The sequence below is a fragment of the Streptomyces sp. NBC_01428 genome (assembly GCF_036231965.1).
Taxonomy (GTDB): domain Bacteria; phylum Actinomycetota; class Actinomycetes; order Streptomycetales; family Streptomycetaceae; genus Streptomyces.
In genome coordinates, this window is record NZ_CP109499.1 from 2,919,880 (window position 1) to 2,938,080 (window position 18,201).

At 71.0% G+C, this 18,201-nt stretch carries 20 protein-coding genes; 1 reads left to right on the forward strand and 19 read right to left on the reverse strand.

What is annotated here, in order from left to right:
* Nucleotides 1–5 precede the first annotated feature (5 nt).
* The 18 genes from OG406_RS12490 to proS form a co-directional block, all read right to left on the reverse strand.
* Nucleotides 6–563 (reverse strand): TetR/AcrR family transcriptional regulator, encoded by a 558-nt coding sequence (locus tag OG406_RS12490; RefSeq protein WP_081219671.1) that lies wholly within the window; start codon nucleotides 561–563, stop codon nucleotides 6–8.
* A 141-nt stretch (nucleotides 564–704) separates the two neighbouring features.
* Entirely contained in the window at nucleotides 705–1,547 is an 843-nt protein-coding gene (whiG, locus tag OG406_RS12495) for an RNA polymerase sigma factor WhiG (RefSeq protein ID WP_081219670.1), read from the reverse strand.
* Between the two features lie 270 nt (nucleotides 1,548–1,817).
* Nucleotides 1,818–2,966, reverse strand: a complete 1,149-nt coding sequence (gene dprA / locus OG406_RS12500) for a DNA-processing protein DprA (protein WP_164374903.1) — start codon at nucleotides 2,964–2,966, stop codon at nucleotides 1,818–1,820.
* Nucleotides 2,963–4,588 (reverse strand): YifB family Mg chelatase-like AAA ATPase, encoded by a 1,626-nt coding sequence (locus OG406_RS12505; protein ID WP_266616927.1) that lies wholly within the window; start codon nucleotides 4,586–4,588, stop codon nucleotides 2,963–2,965. Before OG406_RS12505 ends, dprA begins: the two co-directional genes overlap by 4 nt.
* 1 nt (nucleotide 4,589) lies before the next feature.
* Nucleotides 4,590–4,985: a YraN family protein gene (locus tag OG406_RS12510; protein WP_329185757.1), complete on the reverse strand. Its 396-nt coding sequence runs from the start codon at nucleotides 4,983–4,985 to the stop codon at nucleotides 4,590–4,592.
* A gap of 200 nt (nucleotides 4,986–5,185) precedes the next feature.
* A complete protein-coding gene (locus OG406_RS12515; protein ID WP_003965949.1) occupies nucleotides 5,186–5,494 on the reverse strand; it encodes a DUF2469 domain-containing protein in 309 nt (102 codons plus the stop codon).
* A 55-nt stretch (nucleotides 5,495–5,549) separates the two neighbouring features.
* Complete coding sequence (locus OG406_RS12520; RefSeq protein ID WP_266616924.1) at nucleotides 5,550–6,074, reverse strand: NUDIX hydrolase; 525 nt, start codon at nucleotides 6,072–6,074, stop codon at nucleotides 5,550–5,552.
* A complete protein-coding gene (gene lepB, locus OG406_RS12525) occupies nucleotides 6,064–6,837 on the reverse strand; it encodes a signal peptidase I (RefSeq protein ID WP_267048647.1) in 774 nt (257 codons plus the stop codon). Before lepB (OG406_RS12525) ends, OG406_RS12520 begins: the two co-directional genes overlap by 11 nt.
* 217 nt (nucleotides 6,838–7,054) lie before the next feature.
* Nucleotides 7,055–7,909, reverse strand: coding sequence for a signal peptidase I (lepB, locus tag OG406_RS12530; RefSeq protein ID WP_164374908.1), 855 nt, complete (start codon nucleotides 7,907–7,909; stop codon nucleotides 7,055–7,057).
* The gene (gene lepB, locus OG406_RS12535; protein ID WP_164374909.1) at nucleotides 7,866–8,972 is read right to left on the reverse strand and encodes a signal peptidase I; all 1,107 of its coding nucleotides are present in this window, start codon (nucleotides 8,970–8,972) and stop codon (nucleotides 7,866–7,868) included. Before lepB (OG406_RS12535) ends, lepB (OG406_RS12530) begins: the two co-directional genes overlap by 44 nt.
* Nucleotides 8,965–9,681, reverse strand: a complete 717-nt coding sequence (lepB, locus tag OG406_RS12540; RefSeq protein WP_266846554.1) for a signal peptidase I — start codon at nucleotides 9,679–9,681, stop codon at nucleotides 8,965–8,967. The genes lepB (OG406_RS12535) and lepB (OG406_RS12540) overlap by 8 nt, the downstream gene beginning before the upstream one ends.
* An 80-nt stretch (nucleotides 9,682–9,761) precedes the next feature.
* Nucleotides 9,762–10,112 carry a 50S ribosomal protein L19 gene (rplS, locus tag OG406_RS12545; RefSeq protein ID WP_081219662.1) on the reverse strand — a complete coding sequence of 117 codons (351 nt, stop codon included), beginning with the start codon at nucleotides 10,110–10,112 and terminating at the stop codon, nucleotides 9,762–9,764.
* Between the two features lie 131 nt (nucleotides 10,113–10,243).
* On the reverse strand, nucleotides 10,244–11,065 hold the full coding sequence (trmD, locus tag OG406_RS12550; protein WP_329185762.1) for a tRNA (guanosine(37)-N1)-methyltransferase TrmD: 822 nt from the start codon (nucleotides 11,063–11,065) through the stop codon (nucleotides 10,244–10,246).
* Complete coding sequence (gene rimM / locus OG406_RS12555; protein ID WP_164374912.1) at nucleotides 11,065–11,658, reverse strand: ribosome maturation factor RimM; 594 nt, start codon at nucleotides 11,656–11,658, stop codon at nucleotides 11,065–11,067. Before rimM ends, trmD begins: the two co-directional genes overlap by 1 nt.
* A gap of 118 nt (nucleotides 11,659–11,776) precedes the next feature.
* Nucleotides 11,777–12,016 (reverse strand): RNA-binding protein, encoded by a 240-nt coding sequence (locus tag OG406_RS12560; protein WP_003973401.1) that lies wholly within the window; start codon nucleotides 12,014–12,016, stop codon nucleotides 11,777–11,779.
* Between the two features lie 2 nt (nucleotides 12,017–12,018).
* Nucleotides 12,019–12,438 (reverse strand): 30S ribosomal protein S16, encoded by a 420-nt coding sequence (gene rpsP / locus OG406_RS12565; protein WP_081219659.1) that lies wholly within the window; start codon nucleotides 12,436–12,438, stop codon nucleotides 12,019–12,021.
* 412 nt (nucleotides 12,439–12,850) lie between these two features.
* Entirely contained in the window at nucleotides 12,851–13,447 is a 597-nt protein-coding gene (locus tag OG406_RS12570) for a hypothetical protein (protein ID WP_081219658.1), read from the reverse strand.
* A gap of 251 nt (nucleotides 13,448–13,698) precedes the next feature.
* Entirely contained in the window at nucleotides 13,699–15,114 is a 1,416-nt protein-coding gene (gene proS / locus OG406_RS12575; protein ID WP_329185764.1) for a proline--tRNA ligase, read from the reverse strand.
* A 199-nt stretch (nucleotides 15,115–15,313) separates the two neighbouring features.
* On the opposite strand from proS, the gene OG406_RS12580 reads away from it, so the two are divergent.
* Nucleotides 15,314–16,171, forward strand: a complete 858-nt coding sequence (locus OG406_RS12580) for an SAM-dependent methyltransferase (RefSeq protein ID WP_164374914.1) — start codon at nucleotides 15,314–15,316, stop codon at nucleotides 16,169–16,171.
* 21 nt (nucleotides 16,172–16,192) lie between these two features.
* On the opposite strand, the gene ftsH is transcribed toward OG406_RS12580, so the two are convergent.
* Nucleotides 16,193–18,127 (reverse strand): ATP-dependent zinc metalloprotease FtsH, encoded by a 1,935-nt coding sequence (gene ftsH, locus OG406_RS12585; RefSeq protein WP_267048645.1) that lies wholly within the window; start codon nucleotides 18,125–18,127, stop codon nucleotides 16,193–16,195.
* Nucleotides 18,128–18,201 lie beyond the last annotated feature (74 nt).

Here is an 18,201-nt window from a genome sequence, read left to right on the forward strand (position 1 = left end):
GACGGTCAGCCGCGAACGCCCCGCAGGGCCATCGCGACGGCCGCCTCGGTGATCGCGGTGGGGTCCTCGGCGGCGCCGAGCTCGATGCGGCGCACGGCGGCGTCGACCACACCCTGCAGCAGCATCGCGGCGAGCCGCGGCTCGGCGTGGCCCATGGCGGCCAGCGCTTCGCCGATCATCGTGACCAGCCCGCCGTGCGCGGCCCGGATCTTCTCCCGGGCGCCCGCGTCGAGTTCACTGGCGGAGATGGCGACCACGGCGCGGTGCCGCCGGTCCCCGACCAGGGCGAGCTGCCGGCGCACATACGCCTCGACCTTGCCCTCGGGGCCCTCTGCGGCGGCCATCGCGTCGGAGACCTCGGCGGCCCAGACAGGGAAGTCGACCACGCAGAGTTCTTCCACGACGGCGGCCCGGGAGCGGAAGTACTCGTACACGGAGGACCGCGCGAGGCCCGTGCGCTCGGCGAGAGCAGGGAAGGTCAGCGCCTCCGTCCCGCCCTCGGACAACAGGGAGCGCGCCGCGTCCAGCAGGGCGGCTCGCTGCATCGACCGGTGCTCGGCCACGGAGGCCGCTCGAATCCTTGGCACGTCAACCACTGTACGGACGCTCCGCCGCGTACGGGAGCCACTCCACCCACCCGGCCGTGTGGCAGACGGTCCGGGGGCACGGGAGACAGGCTGCGCCGATCCGGACGAACGGCCTGGTCAGCGCCCGAAACTGGCCAGCTTTGCGCGCAGCTGGAGTACGGATTTGGTGTGGATCTGGCTGACCCGGCTCTCCGTCACGCCGAGTACGTTGCCGATCTCGGCGAGTGTCAGCCCCTCGTAGTAGTAGAGCGTGACGACGGTCTTCTCCCGGTCGGGGAGGGTGTTGATCGCCCGCGCCAGGAGCCTGCGCAGTTCCCGGTCCTCGGCGACCTCGACCGGGTTGTCGGCGGCGGTGTCCTCCAGGGTGTCCATCAGGCTCAGCCGGTCGCCGCCCTCGCCGCCGGCGTGCAGCAGTTCCTCCAGGGCGACCACGTTGGCCAGCGACAACTGGCTGAACACCGCGTGCAGTTCCTCCACCGCGATGCCCAGTTCGGAGGCCACCTCGGTCTCCGAGGGGGTCCGTCTCAGCCGGGCCTCCAGCGTGGCGTAGGCGCGCTCGACGTTGCGCGCCTTCTGCCGGACCGACCGCGGGATCCAGTCGAGGGCGCGCAGTTCGTCGATCATGGCGCCGCGGATCCGGGTGATCGCATACGTCTCGAACTTGATCTCGCGCTCGATGTCGAACTTCTCGATCGCGTCGATCAGCCCGAACACCCCGGACGAGACGAAGTCGGCCTGCTCGACATTGGCCGGCAGGCCCACGCTGACCCGTCCCGCGACGTACTTCACCAGCGGCGAGTAGTGCAGGATCAGCTGCTCGCGCAGCCGCTCGTCACCGGTCGACTTGTACGACCGCCACAGCTCGTCGAGTGTCGAGGGAGCGGGCGGGCGCACGCTGCCGCCGTCGCGGGCGGCTCGCGGGATCGCCGTCCGGTCGGACCCGGAGGTGTGCTGGGGCATTCGTCGCCTTGTGCCGTTCTGCCGTGAACTGGGAGTGCCTGGGTGTCTGTCGGCTTCATACCGAGATGGTGTGCCTGCGTCGGATCCTCGTGAGCGTAGCGTGACTGGACAGTCGCAGTGCGCGAAGGGAGGGCTGTCACCCGGACGCGGAGGGGGTCCGGGAGGCGGCACCCGGCATCTCACCGGTCGCGCTGCGTGACCGTCGGGATCCGCCAACTGCGGTAATCCGCAGGGGCGTCGGCGTTCCCCCGGACGGCCGAACACGCTCGGTCAGCGACCCTCCCGATCATCAGGGACGGAGGTAGACGCCTGGCGTGTCAACTTCCAGCCGTCGCCGTGTCGTTCGACGAATCCAAGTGCTCGGAGTTCGTACAGTCTCCCGACCGCGTCGTCCGTGGTGGTGGCCGCTCCGCGCGCGATCTCGTCGACGGCCGCGGGTCGCCGCGCCGGCAGCGCGGCCAGGACGCGCTGGGCGCCCGGGGGCAGGAGGTCGTGCGGCAGCACGGGTCCGCGCCGGTCCGGGGCCAGCTCGCCCATGTCACCGACCAGTTCGGCGACTTCCGCGGCGTCCGTGACCAGGACCGCTTCTCCGCGCAGCAGTTCGTGCACCCCCGCGGAGAGCGAGCTGGTGGCCGGGCCCGGCACTCCCATGGTGAACCGCCCCAGCCGCTGTGCCGCGCGGGCGGTGACGAGCGCTCCGCTGCGATACGCCGCCTCGACGACCACGGTGCCCCGGGTGAGCGCCGCGATGACGCGGTTCCGGAGGATGAATCTGCTGGGCGTGGGATGGTCGCCGGGCGGCAACTCGCCGATCACGAGCCCCTGTTCCGCGATCCTGGAGATCAACTGGGTATGGCCGCGCGGGTAGGGCCGGTCGACCCCGCAGGCGAGGACGGCGACGGTGGCGCCGCCCGCGCCGAGGGCGCCTCGGTGCGCGGCGCCGTCCACCCCGTACGCCCCGCCGGACACCACGACCCAGCCCCGCTCAGCGAGGCCGGCGCCGAGGGTGGCCGCCATGTGCGCGCCGTACTCGGTGCAGGCCCGGGCGCCGACGACGGCGACCGACCGCAGCGCCCATATCCGCAGGCTGGACAGCCCCCGGACCCACAGCCCGAGGGGCCGTCCGTCCCCCAGGTCGTCCAGTTGCGCCGGCCATTCGGAGTCGCCGGGGCAGACGAACCGCACTCCGGCCTCCCGCGCCCGGCCGAGGTCGCCCTCAGGGTCGGCCCGCTCGGCCCTGGCCCGCAGTCCCGCCCAGCGTGAGTCGGTCATCCCGCGCGGCTGACCCTCGCCACCGGACAGCCACCTCACGGCTTCCCGCGCCCCGACCTCCCGGACCCACCGTCCACAGACCTCGTCGCCGGGTTCGACGACCCGGGAGAGCGTGACGCGGGCCCTGCGCTCGCCGTCGTCCGTCATACCGGTGCGCCGATCGCCATCGGCACCCCGCGCGGAACCCCGGTGCGCAGCTGGAGGGCGAGGGCCACGTCACCGGCGTCGGGGCGGTCGTGTCCCGACAGGTCCGCGACCGTCCAGGCGACGCGGAGCACCCGGTCCAGGCCCCGGGCCGTGAGCAGTCCGCGCTCCAGGCTCCGCTCGGCGTCGTCCATCGCGCCCGGCACCGCCTGCCACCGGCTGCGCAGCTCACGCCCCGGGACCTCGCTGTTGGTGTGCCAGGGCGTCCCGGTGAGACGGGCTGCGGTCCGCTCGCGGGCGGCGCGCACCCGCTCGGCGACGATCCTGGTGGCCTCGCCCTGGGCGCCCCGCGCGGTGAGTTCCGACCGGGTGACGGGCTCCACCTCGACGCGCAGGTCGACCCGGTCGAGCAGGGGTCCGGACAGCCGTGCCTGGTAACGGCGGATGGCCGAGGGCGGGCATTCGCAGAAGTCGTTCGTCACGCTGAAGCGGCCGCAGGGGCACGGGTTGGCGGCCAGCACCATCAGGAACTTCGCGGGAAACCGCACGACGCCGGCGCTGCGCGCGATCACCACGTGTCCCGCTTCCAGCGGCTGGCGCAGGGCGTCGAGGACGAAGCCGCTGAACTCCGGCGCCTCGTCCAGGAAGAGGATTCCGCGATGGGCCAGGGACACCGCGCCGGGTCGCGCGAGGCCTTTGCCGCCGCCGACGAGGGACTGCATGGTCGCGGAGTGGTGCGGCGCGCAGTAGGGGGCGATGTCGACCATCGGTTTGCCGGGCGGGAGCAGGCCGGCCACGGAGTGGATCGCGGTCACCTCCAGGGACTCCTGCCGGGACAGCCGCGGCATGAGGGACGGCATCCGTTCGGCGAGCATCGTCTTGCCCGCCCCGGGCGGACCCTGCAGGAAGACATGGTGCCCTCCGGCCGCCGCCACCTCCATCGCCGTGCGGGCCGACAACTGGCCGACGACGTCGGCGAGATCGTGCCCCTGGTCGTGTTCCGGGACGGCGATGCCGCACAGGCCGGTGGCCTCCCCCGTGCCCGGGACGCGCAGGCCCGCCAGCAGCGGATCGGGGCGGCCCTGCTCGTCGGGGTTCTCCTCGGGCACCGGTTCGTCGGCGAGCACCGCGATCAGCTGGCGCAGGCTGCGGACGCCGAGCACCGAGACCCCGGGGACCAGCGACGCCTCGGCCGCGGCGCACTCGGGGACCACCACCTGCTCGTATCCCGCGTCCGCCGCCGCCAGCACCGCCGGGAGGATCCCGCGGACCGGCCGCACCCTGCCGTCGAGCCCGAGCTCCCCGATCATCACGATGTCGGCGAGCACCCGGGGATCGATCCGCTCGGCGGCTCCCAGCACCGCGCACGCGACGGCGAGGTCGAATCCCGAACCCCCCTTCGGCACGGAGGCCGGGCTGAGCCCCACCGTCAGTTTCTTCTGCGGCCAGGCGGCGCCGGAGTTCACGACCGCGGCCCTGACCCGGTCCCGGCTCTCCGTCAGGCTCTTGTCGGGGAGCCCCACCAGGGTGAACGCCGCGACCCCCGGCTCCAGGTCCGCCTGGACCTCGACGACGACGCCCTCCACGCCCACCAGGGCCACCGAACACGTCCGCGCGAAGCCCATCTCAGGCCACCCCCCGCGCGTGCTCGACCACGGGCGCGCCGCGGTCGGGGAGGACGATGCCGATCAGGTCGATGCGGACTCCACCCGGTGGGGCTCCTCCGTGTTCCTGGAGCCAGCGCTCGGCGAGGCCCCGCAGCCGACCGGCCTTGGCCGGTGTCACGGCCGCCATCGGGTGCTGGAACGTGCCGGCCCTGCGGGTCTTGACCTCGCAGAGGACGAGCGCGTCGCCGTCCCGCGCCACGATGTCGATCTCGCCCGTCCTGCCGGACCGCCAGTTGCGCGCCAGGACCGTCATACCGGCCTCGGTCAGCCGTCGTGCGGCCAGATCCTCGCCGTACCTGCCCAGTGCGTTGCGTGCGTCGTTGTGTGCGTTGTCCCGTGCCTCGGTCGTCTTCATGTCGGCACCACCTCCGGCCTCCACACTGAGGCCGCGCCGCGCGGCTTGTGGATCTTGGTGGACAGCCGCGCGACTGTGGACATGCCCGTCACCCACACGAGTCACTGCGGAGAAACACGAAGGCCGGGAACCCCTCGGTCCCCGGCCTCGCCGGCCCACTGTCCGGCCGGACCTCAGTCGGCCGCCCGGCCGCCTTCGAGTCAGCCGCCCGGCAGCTCCAGATCGCTCTTGTTCAGCTCCTCGATGTTCACGTCCTTGAATGTGAGGACGCGCACCTGCTTCACGAAGCGAGCGGGCCGGTACATGTCCCACACCCAGGCATCCGCCATGGACACCTCGAAAAACACCTCACCCTGGACCGAGTGCACCTGCATCTCGTAGTCGTTGGTGAGGTAGAAGCGCCGTTCGGTCTCGATCACATATTTGAACAGACCGACGACGTCGCGGTACTCCCGATAGAGCTTCAGCTCCATCTCGGTCTCGTACTTCTCGAGGTCCTCGGCGCTCATGGCATGTTCCCCTTCAGCCGTGCGTCCCCCTATTGTGCGCCAGCCCCGGGAACCCCTAGACGATTTCCGTGTCGAGGATCTCGGGCGTGGCCGGGGGACCCTCGTCGAGCACCCTGCGGAGCAGCCCGGCGAGCTTGGTCGGATACACCGTCTCATGTGCCTCGGTCAGTTCCCGGCACGTCCACCAGCGCGCTCCGGCGACGCTGCGCCGTTCCAGGTCGGTCAGTGCGGTGGCCGCCGTGGCCGTCTGGGTCGTACGGGCCAGGAAGTACCACTCGTCCTGGTGCCAGCGCTGCCCGGCGAACGAGAAGGCGCAGATCCGTTGCCACAGCACCGGGCCCAGCTCGACCTCCGTGATACCGGTCTCCTCCAGGAGTTCCCGCAGCGCGGCCTGCTCCCGGGTCTCGTCCCCCTCCAGACCGCCGCCCGGGGTGAACCACCAGTCGTCCGAGGGATCGTCCGGCTCGTGCCCGTGCAGGAGAAGGACACGGTCCTGCGGATCGAGCAGGACGACCCGGGCGACCCTGCGCAGACCGCCCTCGGGCGTCTCCTCGCGGTCGTCCGTCGGCTCAGCGGACACCGGCGGGCTCCGTCTTCGTGCGGGATCGGCCGGCCCGCTTGGCGATGGGCCCGTAGGCGGCGCCGCCCAGCACGAGCACGGCACCGGCGATCACCGCGGCGACGATCGTGCGGAGCGGGCCCGGCTGGGACAGGGCACCGAGGGGCTCGAAACCGCTGGGGCGTTCGAGCATGCCGTTCATGGGCCAGGCGACGGCGTCGACCCGCGCGGACACGGCACCGCGCGCCACGGTGCCGCCGGCGGCGTCCGTCAGATGCGCGGTGGAGTCGAGGGAGCCCTGCCGCTCGTCGCCGAGCAGGAACAGGCGGCCCTTGGGGACCTTCACGGTGGGGAAGTTGGTGATCTCGGCGAGGCTGCCCTCGGGCAGATACGGCTCGTCGATCTGCTTTCCGTTGACGGTCAGCTTGCCCTTGGTGCAGCAGGAGACCGTGTCACCGCCGACGGCGACCACGCGCTTGACCACGGACGCGTTGGTGACCCACGCCTTGTCCTTGAAGACGACGACGTCACCGCGGCGGACGTCGCTTCCGTCGATGCGCTGCGCGAGGACCCGGTCGCCCACGTTGATCGTCGGCGCCATCGAGCTGGTGGGCACCGTGTACGGCAGGTAGACCACCGCTCCCCAGGCGAACCCACCGAGGAACAGCACCAGGCCCAGCGCGACGGCCAGCCCGGACAACCGCTGTCCGACCTTGCTGCCCGCCTGGTCCCTGGCCACGCCACCGCTGCGCGGGGCCGTACGTGTTGCGCTCTCGCCACCCATGGGACCGCACCCTACCCGGGGGTACGGTCCGCGGTCAGCCCATGGTTCGGACAACGATCACGGGCCCGGGCGCCATGTGGAAGACCTGTGCGGATCGGCGGTGCGCGGGGTGTTCACGGGACGCGTGCCGGTCGTCGGTCCCGCCGGAACGGGCAGGGGCCGGTCGCTCCGGATACTCCGGGGCGACCGGCCCCGAAGACCGGGGACGACCAGGTCGTCAGTCGTCCTTGGACGCCTTGCGCCTGCGGCGCACCAGCACGAGCGGCACCGCGCCGACGAGCGCGACGGCGCCGGGCGCCGTGACCGCGGCGGCCGCCTTGGCGTTCAGGCCGGACTGGTCGAAGGTGTCCGGGACCGGAAGGGTGCCCCAGCGGTTGATCGGCCAGGCCTTGACGATGGCACGGCCGACGACGTCGTCCACCGGGACCATGCCGTGGTGCTTGTCGGCCTGGTTGTAGCGGGAGTCCCGCGAGTTCTGGCGGTGGTCGCCCATCACCCAGATCATGCCCTTGGGGACCTTGACCTTGAACTGGCCGCCCTCGTCGTCCTGGCTGCACGGGGTGTTCCCCGCGTAGACGAACGAGGAGTCGTTCAGTGCCTTGCCGTTGACCTTCAGGGGGCCGGTGCCCTTGCACTCGACGGTGTCGCCGCCGACGCCGATGACGCGCTTGATCAGGTCCTTCTCCTCGGCGGACGGCATCAGGCCGATCCAGCTCAGGAAGGTCTGCAGGGCGTTCGGGTCGGCGGTGGGCTCGCCCGCCAGCCAGTTGTCGGGGTCGTGGAAGACGACGACCTCGCCGCGCTCCGGCTCGGAACCGAACCACGGGGTCAGCTTGTCGACCAGGACGCGGTCACCCTGCTGGAGGGTGTTCTGCATCGAGTCCGAGGGGATCGAGAACGCCTGCACCAGGAACGTCTTGATGAGGAGCGCGAGCACCAGGGCGATGCCGATCAGGATCGGCAGCTCCTTCCAGAAGGAGCGCTGCTTTCTGGCGTTCGGGTCCTGCTCGGAACGCCCGGTCGAGGCGTCACCGCCCTCGGAACCACTGCCCGAACCCGACCCGTCCTCCACGCCGGGGGCAGCCGCATCGTCGGGCCGCTCCGGCTGCCCTTCGGGACCATCGTGTCCGGACCGTGCGCCGACCGCCACATCCCCCACATCCACTCCTCACTCCGTGCCGCCGCCCGCGCCGTATTCGGCGCAGGCCCACCACTCCCATAACGAGCGGGAGTTCCGCAGGGCTCGGGAGCGGGATCAATCCGTCTGGATCCGCAGGGGCCACCCTATGCGACAGCGCCGAGGCGGCGGTCGACGCTCCAGGCGCGTCGGCCACGGTCGAAAACGTGCTCGGCTCGCGCAGTCGGGTCCAGTGGCCGATGGGCCATCCGATGATCATGGCCCGGCCCACGATCGACTTCTCGGAGACGGTACCGCTGAACTTGTCGGTCCGGTGGTAACGGGAGTCCGCGGAGTTGCCCCGGTGGTCGCCGAGGACGAACAGGCGCCCCTCGGGCACCTTGACCTCGAAGGCGAAGTCGGACGGCTTGTCGCCCGCGAAGATGTACGGCTCCGTCAGCGGGGTGCCGTTGACCGTCACACGGCCCTGCGCGTCACAGCACTTGACGGTGTCGCCACCGACGCCGACGACCCGCTTGATGAGGTCCTTCTCGTTGTCGGACGGCAGCAGGCCGATGAAGGTCAGCCCCTGCTTGAACTGCTTGACGACCACGGGGTCGTCCTTCTTCTTGGTCTCCTCGGCGGTGAGCCACCCACCGGGGTCCTTGAAGACGACGACGTCACCGCGCGAGGGCTCGGAGCCGAACCACGGGGTGAACTTGTCGACCAGGACACGGTCGCCGATCTGGATCGTGTTCTCCATGGAACCCGACGGGATCACGAAGGCCTGGACGAGAAAGGTCTTGAGGACCAGGGCGATGAGGACGGCGACGCCGACGAGGAGGGGTATCTCCTTGGCCGCGGAGCGCCGTCTGCGCCGCTTGATCTTCCGCGCGAGCTTGCGCCGCTCCACCCTGCTGGGACGGGCGGCTCCTCCGGAGGCCCGCCGGGTGCCGGTCGGCAGCAGGTTCTCCATGGCGCTCGTGGGGGCTCCGCGAGGCCGTCCGCGGTTACCCATGGGCACCGCCGGCGGCGGGCACGCGCGCGTAGGCGTCGGGTCGGCTCAGCCGGGTCCAGTGGCCCGCGGGCCAGGCGATGAAGTCGGCCCGGCCGATCACGTCACCGACGGGGATCATGCCGCCGCCGGGCGAGCCCAGATGGTCGCGGGAGTCGCTGGAGCGGCTGCGGTGGTCACCGAGGACGAAGAGCGATCCGTCGGGCACGCGGACGTCGAAGGGCACGTCCGAGGGGCTGTCGCCCCGGTGGAGAAACGCCGACTCGTCGACCGACCGGTCGTTCACCTCGAGTCTCCCCTCCCTGTCGCAGCAGACCACGTGGTCTCCCCCTACCCCCACAACGCGCTTGACGTAGTCTGCGCTCCCGAAATAACCGGTGCCGTCGAACACGACGACGTCGCCCCGCCGCGGTTCGGAACCGAAACGGTACGCCAACTTATTTACGAGAACGCGGTCCCCGATCCTCAATCCGGACTCCATCGAGCCGCTGGGAATCTGGAACGGCTGCATCACGAAGCGGCTGAGCAGGAGCAGGAAGACGAGGCAGACCAGCACCGTCAGGGTGATCCACCCGCCCGGGAGCCACTCGGCGGCCCGGCCCGCCAACGCGAAACGCGACCGTCCCTCCGGCCGCTCCGTGTCCGAGATCTCCTCGGAGGCGGAAGGGCGGGAGGAGCGGTCGCGCTCCACGTGCTGTGCTTCGGTGTCCATCGGGGCCAGATGCTATCCGGCCTCCATGAGACGCCTTCTTACCGGCTCGGTCGCCGACGCGTCACGTCGACGGCACGGGCTCAGCGGTCGCGCTTCTCCTTGATCTTCGCGGCCTTGCCGCGCAGGTCACGGAGGTAGTACAGCTTGGCGCGACGCACGTCACCACGGGTGACGACCTCGATCTTCTCGACGATCGGGGTGTGCACCGGGAAGGTGCGCTCGACGCCGACGGAGAACGAGACCTTGCGGACCGAGAAGGTCTCCCGGACACCGGCGCCCTGGCGGCGGATGACTACGCCCTTGAACTGCTGCACACGGGAGCGGTTGCCCTCGATGACGCGGACGTGGACGTTGACGGTGTCACCCGGGCGGAACGCCGGGATGTCGGTGCGCAGCGACGCGCTGTCGACGTTGTCGAGCAGGTGAGTCATGTGTGTCTGCTTTCTTCGTCAATGCCACAGGTCATCGACGGGAGAGGATTCCGAGATGATGCTGCCTCGTCGGGACGGGCGTCGTGTCCCCCTGTGGCAGGGGCGCACGCCGGACGACAAAGAGCAGCGGCCTATTCTTCCACGACCTCCGGGCTGCGCCCAAATCGGCCGTCGGGACCCGGCCGCCAGCCCAGGATCGAGAGCATCTCGCGGTCCTTCTTGTCGAAGGTGGACGGGTCGCAGCGCTCGATGAGGTCGGGCCGGTTCGCCGTCGTACGGCGCAGGGCCCCGTCGCGGCGCCAGCGGGCGATCTTCCCGTGGTGACCGCTGACCAGCACGTCGGGGATCTCGCGGCCGCGCCACTCGGGGGGCTTGGTGTACACCGGCCCCTCCAGGAGGTTGGCCATGGCGCCGGGGGCGAAGGAGTCGTCCCGGTGCGACTCGGCGTTGCCGAGCACACCCGGCAGCAGCCGGGCCACGGCCTCGGTGACGACGAGCACGGCCGCCTCCCCGCCGGCGAGCACGTAGTCGCCGATGGAGACCTCGTAGACAGGCATCCGGGTCGCGTACTCGTCGATGACGCGGCGGTCGATGCCCTCGTAGCGCGCGGGCGTGAAGACCAGCCAGGGGCGCTCGGAGAGCTCGACGGCGAGTTCCTGGGTGAAGGGGCGTCCGCTGGGCGTGGGGACGACGAGCACGGGCCCGTGGGAGCCGGTCTCGTAGCCGTCCGCGAGGGCGGAGTCCAGCGCGTCGCCCCACGGCTCGGTCTTCATGACCATGCCGGGGCCGCCGCCGTACGGGGTGTCGTCGACCGTGTTGTGGCGGTCGTACGTCCAGTCCCGGAGGTCGTGCACGTGGACGTTCAACTGCCCACGCGCGCGTGCCTTGCCGACGAGGGAGACGTTCAGGGGCTCCAGGTACTCGGGGAAGATCGTGACGACGTCGAGCCGCATCAGGCGCCCGCCCCCGCGGAGTCCTCGCCGTCGGTGGCGTCACCCTCGTCGTCCTCGGCGTCGCGGGAGGAGACGATCTCCGCGCGGTCGTCGATCAGACCGGGCGGCGGGTCGATGACGGCCCGCTGCTCCTCCAGGTCGATCTCGACGACGATCTCCTCGACGAACGGGATCAGCACCTCGGTGCCGTCCTCCCGCTCGACCACGAACAGGTCCTGCGAGGGCAGGTGCGAGATCTCGGTGATCCGGCCGACCGCGGCACCGTCCGTGGTGAACACGTCCAGATCCATCAGCTGGTGGTCGTAGTACTCCTCCGGGTCCTCCGGAGTCTCGTCCGGGTCGACCTCGGCGATCAGCAGGGTGTTGCGCAGCGCCTCGGCGCCGGTCCGGTCGCGTACGCCGGCGAAGCGCAGCAGGAGACGGCCGCTGTGGACGCGGCCCGTCTCGATGGTCAGCGGTCCGGTGGAGGCCGGATCGGTGAGCAGGACGGCACCGGGTCCGAGCCGGAGCTCCGGCTCGTCGGTGCGGACCTCCACGGTGACCTCGCCCTTGATGCCGTGGGCGCGGCCGACGCGAGCGACTACCAGCTGCACTGTGCTTGATCTCCTGTCGTGTACCGACGGCAATGCCTCGGATGAGGGTGCGCAGACGACTGCGGGCCGGGGACGGCTCGTAAGCCCTCCCCGGCCCGAGCCGGTGCTGCGTGCTACGTCAGCGGACGTGGTCCACGTCGACGAGGTCGACACGGACACCGCGGCCGCCGATGGCACCCACGACGGTTCGCAGGGCGCGCGCGGTGCGGCCGTTGCGGCCGATCACCTTGCCGAGGTCGTCGGGGTGCACCCGAACCTCGAGAACGCGTCCGCGGCGCAGGTTGCGCGAGGCGACCTGCACGTCGTCGGGGTTGTCGACGATGCCCTTCACGAGGTGCTCGAGAGCCTCCTCGAGCATGCTCAGGCCTCGGTCGACTCGGACTCGGCCGGAGCCTCGTCCTTCTTCTCAGCCTTCTTCTTCTGGGTGATGGCCTCACCCTTGCCCGTGTCGTCGCCACCGAGGGCGTCGAACAGCGGGCGCGCGGCCTTCGGCTCGGCCACGAGCAGCGGAGCCGGGGCCGGCAGGCCCTTGAACTTCTGCCAGTCGCCGGTCAGCTTCAGGATGGCGAGGACGGGCTCGGTCGGCTGCGCGCCGACACTCAGCCAGTACTGCGCGCGGTCCGTGTCGACCTCGATGCGCGAGGGGTTCTGGACCGGGTGGTACAGGCCGATCTCCTCGATGGCCCGGCCGTCACGGCGGGTACGGGAGTCGGCGACGACGATGCGGTAGTGAGGCGAACGGATCTTGCCCAGACGCTTCAGCTTGATCTTGACTGCCACGGAAGTGGTGTCTCCTGGTCTTGACGGGGTTGGACACGACGAGATGGCCGCGTGGGGTTGCGGTACCCGAGTGTCCGATGGACGCGTCAGCCGGAGGAGAGAGGGGTCCTGTGCGGCTGTCGAGTACAGCTAGCCATTCTGCCACATCCCGCGGATCCCCCCGACCGAGGGTGAGCCGGCCCACACCTGACGGGCACCCGGCGGTCCCGGATGCCCGTCAGGTGACGCCGGCCCGGGTCGGTCCGGGCGCTTGTCGCCGGTCCGCGGCGGTCGTCGGCTGCTGTCGGGACGGTGTCACCCGCGCGCAGGCGTGCCTCCTGAAATCCCGCACCGTCCTGCGACGGAGCGGGAGGCACGACTGCCCGCAGGCGTGTGCTGCCGGCACCCACGAGATGCCGGTGTCGCACCCGGATCAGCCGGCTGCCGCGCCGACCACCTCCGGAATCCGGAAGGGCTTGCCGCACCCCCCGCACACGATCGGCGCCTGCGCGAGGACCGACGGGACGACGCGGACGTTGCGCCCGCAGTCGCAGACGGCCTTGACGCGGACGCCTCCCCCGGAGGAACCGTGCCGGGCGGCGGGGCCGCGGAACGAGCGGGCGGTGTCGGCGGCGGTGGCGGCCGTGTGGGCCTTCAACGCGCGCTGGAGCCGCTCGATCGTCGGGCGGTAACGGCGCTTGGCCTCGGGGTTGAGCGTGACCAGCGAGAAGCCGCTGCTGGGATGCGGTTCCTCGGGGTGGTCGAGGCCCAACTCCTCGGCGATCGCGAGGAATCTGCGGTTGTGATACCGGCCGGCGCGCGAGGTGTCGCGGACTCCGCGCGCGGCGGCGATGCCGTGGACTGCTTCGTGAAGCAGTCGCTCGAAGGAGAGTTCGTGTCCGCAGGCGGACGACGACTCCCCGATCAGGGACTCTGGCGCGGCAAGATCGGGCAGCTCGGAGTGGTGCCGCTGAATGTCGGCCCACGCCCCTGCCAGCTCTGCGGCGAGAACAGGTGGTGTCGTGCTCACGTAATGACAACGAGCGTGGGTGCCTCTGTGTTCCTATTCCGGGGCATCCCAAATAATTTGCACGTACCCGTCAGTTGCCGCTGATGCGTCCTGACGAGGGCGGGTGCGCTGATCTGCGGAGAAGCATCACAGCTCATACCAAGGCGGTACGTAGGGTCATGTACGCCCCGGCACGTAGAGGGTGTCCGCGTGCCGGGGTGGCTGTGGTCGGCAGATGCGCAAGAGGTGTTTCGGTCGCGCTCGCGGCCGGCTCAGTAGGCGCGGGCGACGACGGCGACGTTACCGGGTGCGTCGTCGGTGTCGGGCACCGACCCGTCCTCGGCGACCAGACACCGTACGGTCACGGCGTGCTCGGCGAGCCTGGCCTCGCCCTCCGTGCCGAGGTCCGCCCACGGGATGCGGGCCCAGCCGCCCGCGACGGCGGCCTCCACGGCCTCCTCGATCGTCGCCACCTCGGACGTGCGCGACTCGCGGCGCTCGCGCGACTGCCTCAGCAGCAGCGCCTGGTCCTCCTCCAGGACACCGGGGAGCAGGCCGGCGAGCGCGTCGACGGCGACGGGTTCCTTGCCCCCGGGGATGCGGCGGGCCAGCATCACGGTGCCGCTCTCCAGGTCACGGGGGCCGACCTCGACGCGTACCGGGACACCCTTGAGCTCCCAGTCGACGGCGCGTCGCCCGAAAGGCGTGTCCGTGCGGTCGTCGACCTGGACGCGCACGCCCGCGGCCTTGAGCCGGTCGCCGATCTCGCGGACCTTGGCCAGAACCGCCTCATCGCCCTTGATCGCGAGGACGACGACCTGGACGGGGGCGAGGCGCGGCGGCACCCGCAACCCGTTGTCGTCGCCGTGCGACATGATCAGGCCACCCACCATGCGGGTCGAGGACCCCCAGGAGGTCTGCCAGACGAGTTCCTGCTTGCCGTCCTTGGACAGGTACTGGGTGTTGAAGGCCTTCGCGAAGTTCTGTCCCAGCTCGTGGCTGGTGCCCATCTGGAGGGCCTTGCCGTCGCCCATCATGCCTTCGAGCGTGAGGGTGTTGATCGCGCCCGCGAACCGTTCGCTCGCCGTCTTGCGGCCGAGGACGACGTCGATGCCGAGGACGTTGGTCATGAAGTCGGCGTACACCTCCTTGTGGATGTACGCGGCGTAGTCCCGGGCGTCCTCGTAGGTGGCGTGGGCGGTGTGGCCCTCCTGCCAGAGGAACTCGGTCGTCCGCAGGAACACCCGCGGGCGCATCTCCCAACGGACCACGTTCGCCCACTGGTTGATCAGCAGCGGCAGGTCGCGGTAGCTCTGCACCCACTTGGAGAAGTACTCGTTGATGATCGTCTCGGACGTCGGGCGGACGACGACCGGCTCCTCCAGCTCCTTGCCGCCGCCGTGCGTGACGACCGCGAGCTCGGGCGCGAAGCCCTCGACGTGCTCCGCCTCCCGGGTCAGGTACGACTGCGGGATGAACAGCGGGAAGTACGCGTTCTGGGCACCCGCCTCCTTGATGCGGGCGTCCATCTCCTGCTGCATCCGCTCCCACAGCCCGTACCCGTACGGCCTGATGACCATGGTGCCGCGGACCGGCCCGTTGTCGGCCAGTTCGGCCTTGTTGATCAGGTCCTGGTACCAGCGCGGGAAGTCGTCCGCCTGGGGCGTGAGAACGGGTGCCTTTGCCATGCGGCGATGGTACGGGTCCACGTTGCCGGGATGTGAATTCTCGTGACGTTCGCGGCCGGGGAGCAAACGGGCCCCCGCAACCCCTGGACGACACGACGAGGGCGGAGTTACCTGACATACGGGGGGAGTGCGGGCCTACTGCGCGGGGGCGAAGGAATCGGGGCCCGGCGGCAACTCTCGGCTGATTGGGGCACTTTCGATGACACCGACACTCGTGCGGCAGCACCTTCCTCACGCGGGCCCACCGCCCCGCACGGACCGTGCTGCACGCGCGCGTGACTGGGCCGAGATCCAGGAGCGGATGCTGGTGCCGCTCTACGAGGCCGTCCACGAACGACTCGAAGTGAGCGGCAGGACACGGCTGCTCGGGCTCGGCTGCGGGGCGGGACTGGCCCTGCTGATGGCACGCTCCCGCGGCGCCGCGGTCACGGGGGTCGACTCCGCGTCACCCGAACGGCTGGCCCTGGCGCGGGAGCGTCTGCTGTCCGGGGACCGGATCGCGCGGGCGCACACCGGGACCCGGCTGGTGGCCGGTCCGCCCGGCGACGCGGCCGTCGAGGGAGGTCCGCCGTACAGCCTGGTGACCTCCTTCGAGCCGATCGGCTGTGTGGCCGGCGACTCCGAGGGGCTCGCCTCACTGCTCTCCGCGGCGGCGCCGCTGGCCGGGCGCGGGACACCCGTGGTGCTCGTCGGGTGGGGACCGCCGGAACGGTGCAGCACCTCGGCCGTGCTGCGGGTGGCCCGCAAGCTCGCCGATCCGCTGCGCACCGCGCCCGGCTGGCGGGCCGCGCGGCGGGACGACCTGGAGGACGTCGCCCAGCGGGCCGGGCTACGGCCCGACGGCTCGGGCCGGGTGGCGTGCCCGTTCGGGTACGCGGACGTCGACAGTGCCGTGCGGGGACTGCTGTCCACGGGGCTGTTCGACGCGGCGGTCGACGCGACCGACCAGGCCCAGGTCGACAAGGAGGTCGCGGAGGCTCTGCATCCGTATCTGCGCGGGGACGGGACGGTCTGGATGCCGAACGTGTTCCGGTACCTGATCGCGCGGACGGTCTGAGCGGCCGCGGGCCGGTCCCCGTCAGGCGTCCTTCGCCATCCGGGGTACGCCGGCGATCCGGTAGGCCTCCGCCTCGTCCAGCGTCTCGTTCGCGAGGAGCGCCTCGGCCAGGGCGTCCAGTTGCCCCCGGTGTTCGCGGAGTTTGCCGCAGGCCTCCTCGTAGCACTCGTCGACGATACGGCGCATCTCGTGGTCGATGGAGTCGAGGGTGCTCGGTGCGGCCGCGAGGCCGTAGGCCTGCTGGGCGTCGTCGGGCAGTGCGGACATCCGGCCGACGCGTTCGCTCATGCCCCAGCGCGCGACCATGCCGCGGGCGAGCCTGGTCACCTGTTCGAGGTCGTTCTCCGAGCCGGTGGTGATGACGTCGTACACGACGTGCTCGGCGGCCATGCCGCCGAGGGCGCCGATGATCCGGCCGCGCAGGTACTCCTCGGTGTACGAGTAACGGTCCGCGTCCGGGGTCGAGAGGGTGACGCCGAGGGCCCGGCCGCGCGGGACGATGGTGATCTTGCGGACCGGGTCGGCGCCCGGGTGCAGCATGCCGAGCAGGGCGTGGCCGCTCTCGTGGTACGCGGTGCGGCGGCGTTCGTCGTAGGGCATGACGAGCGGGCGTTCGGCACCGAGCTGGACCTTTTCGAGCGCTTCGGAGAGGTCGCCCTGGGTCACCTGGTCCTGCTCGTGCTTGACGGCGAGGAGGGCCGCCTCGTTGGCGAGGTTGGCGAGATCGGCGCCGGTCATGCCCGGGGTCGTCCGGGCGACCTGCTCCAGGTCCACGTCGGGGGCCAGCGGGATCTCGCGGGTGTGGATCTCCAGGATCGCCGCCCTGCCGTCGCGGTCGGGCGGCGAGACGCTGACGACCCGGTCGAAGCGGCCGGGGCGGGTGAGGGCGGGGTCCAGGATGTCCGCGCGGTTGGTGGCGGCGATGACGATGACGCCCTCCGAGCCGCTGAAGCCGTCCATCTCGGTGAGGATCTGGTTGAGGGTCTGCTCGCGCTCGTCGTGACCGCCCATCCCGGAGCCGCCCGCGCGGGACCGTCCGATGGTGTCGATCTCGTCGATGAAGATGATGGACGGGGCCACCTTGCGGGCCTCGGCGAACAGTTCCCGGACGCGCGAGGCGCCGACGCCGACGATCATCTCGATGAACTCGGAAGCGGACGCCGAGAAGAACGGGACGCCCGCCTCCCCGGCGACGGCGCGCGCGAGCAGGGTCTTTCCCGTGCCGGGCGGGCCCGCGAGGAGCACACCGCGCGGCATCTTGGCACCCATCCTCCGGTAGGCGTCGGGGTTCTTGAGGAAGTCCACGACGTCGTTGAGCTCACCCGCGACCTCGTCGATCCCGGCCACGTCGGCGAACGTCGTGCGTTTGCCACCGGGCACCAGTTCGACCGGCTTCGGGGGTGCCTTGCGGCCGAGCATGCCGCCGGCGCCGCCCATCCCGGAGCTGAGCCGCCGGGCGATGAAGATCCACAGGACGACGAGCAGCAGCATCGGGGCGAGCGAGATCAGCACGTTGGAGAGCAGGCTGCGCTGCTGGACCACGGGCGAGGCGGTCACCGTGACGTCGTGCCGCTCCAGGTTCTCCCAGAGCTTGTCGTCCGCGAAGACCGGGCGCTGCGTCTTGAACTTCGTGTACTTCCCGTCGCCGTCGGGCTTGTCCTGGGACTTCTTGAGCTGCCCCTGGATCGCGTCGCCCTTGGAGTAGATCTTGGTGACGTTGCCGTCGCCCACCTGCTTGCTGAACTCGGTGTACGAGATCGTCGGCTCGTCGCCCTCGTTGAAGAAGGACAGCACCAGGTTGGCGATCAGGAACACGACGAGAGCGGCCAGGGCGAGGCTCCACCAGCCGCCGGGCATCTTCCGTCTGCCGGAGGGCGGCGGTGTCGGCTCGGGCGGCGTGCCCTCGGTACGCCACGGCTTCTCAGGTGCCTTGCGCGGCGGAACGGGGTTGCTCATATCCGGACGTTACGACACAAGACGAACGGCGGCACCCGCGCTCGTACCGCCGGAACACCGCTGCGCGGGGCCTC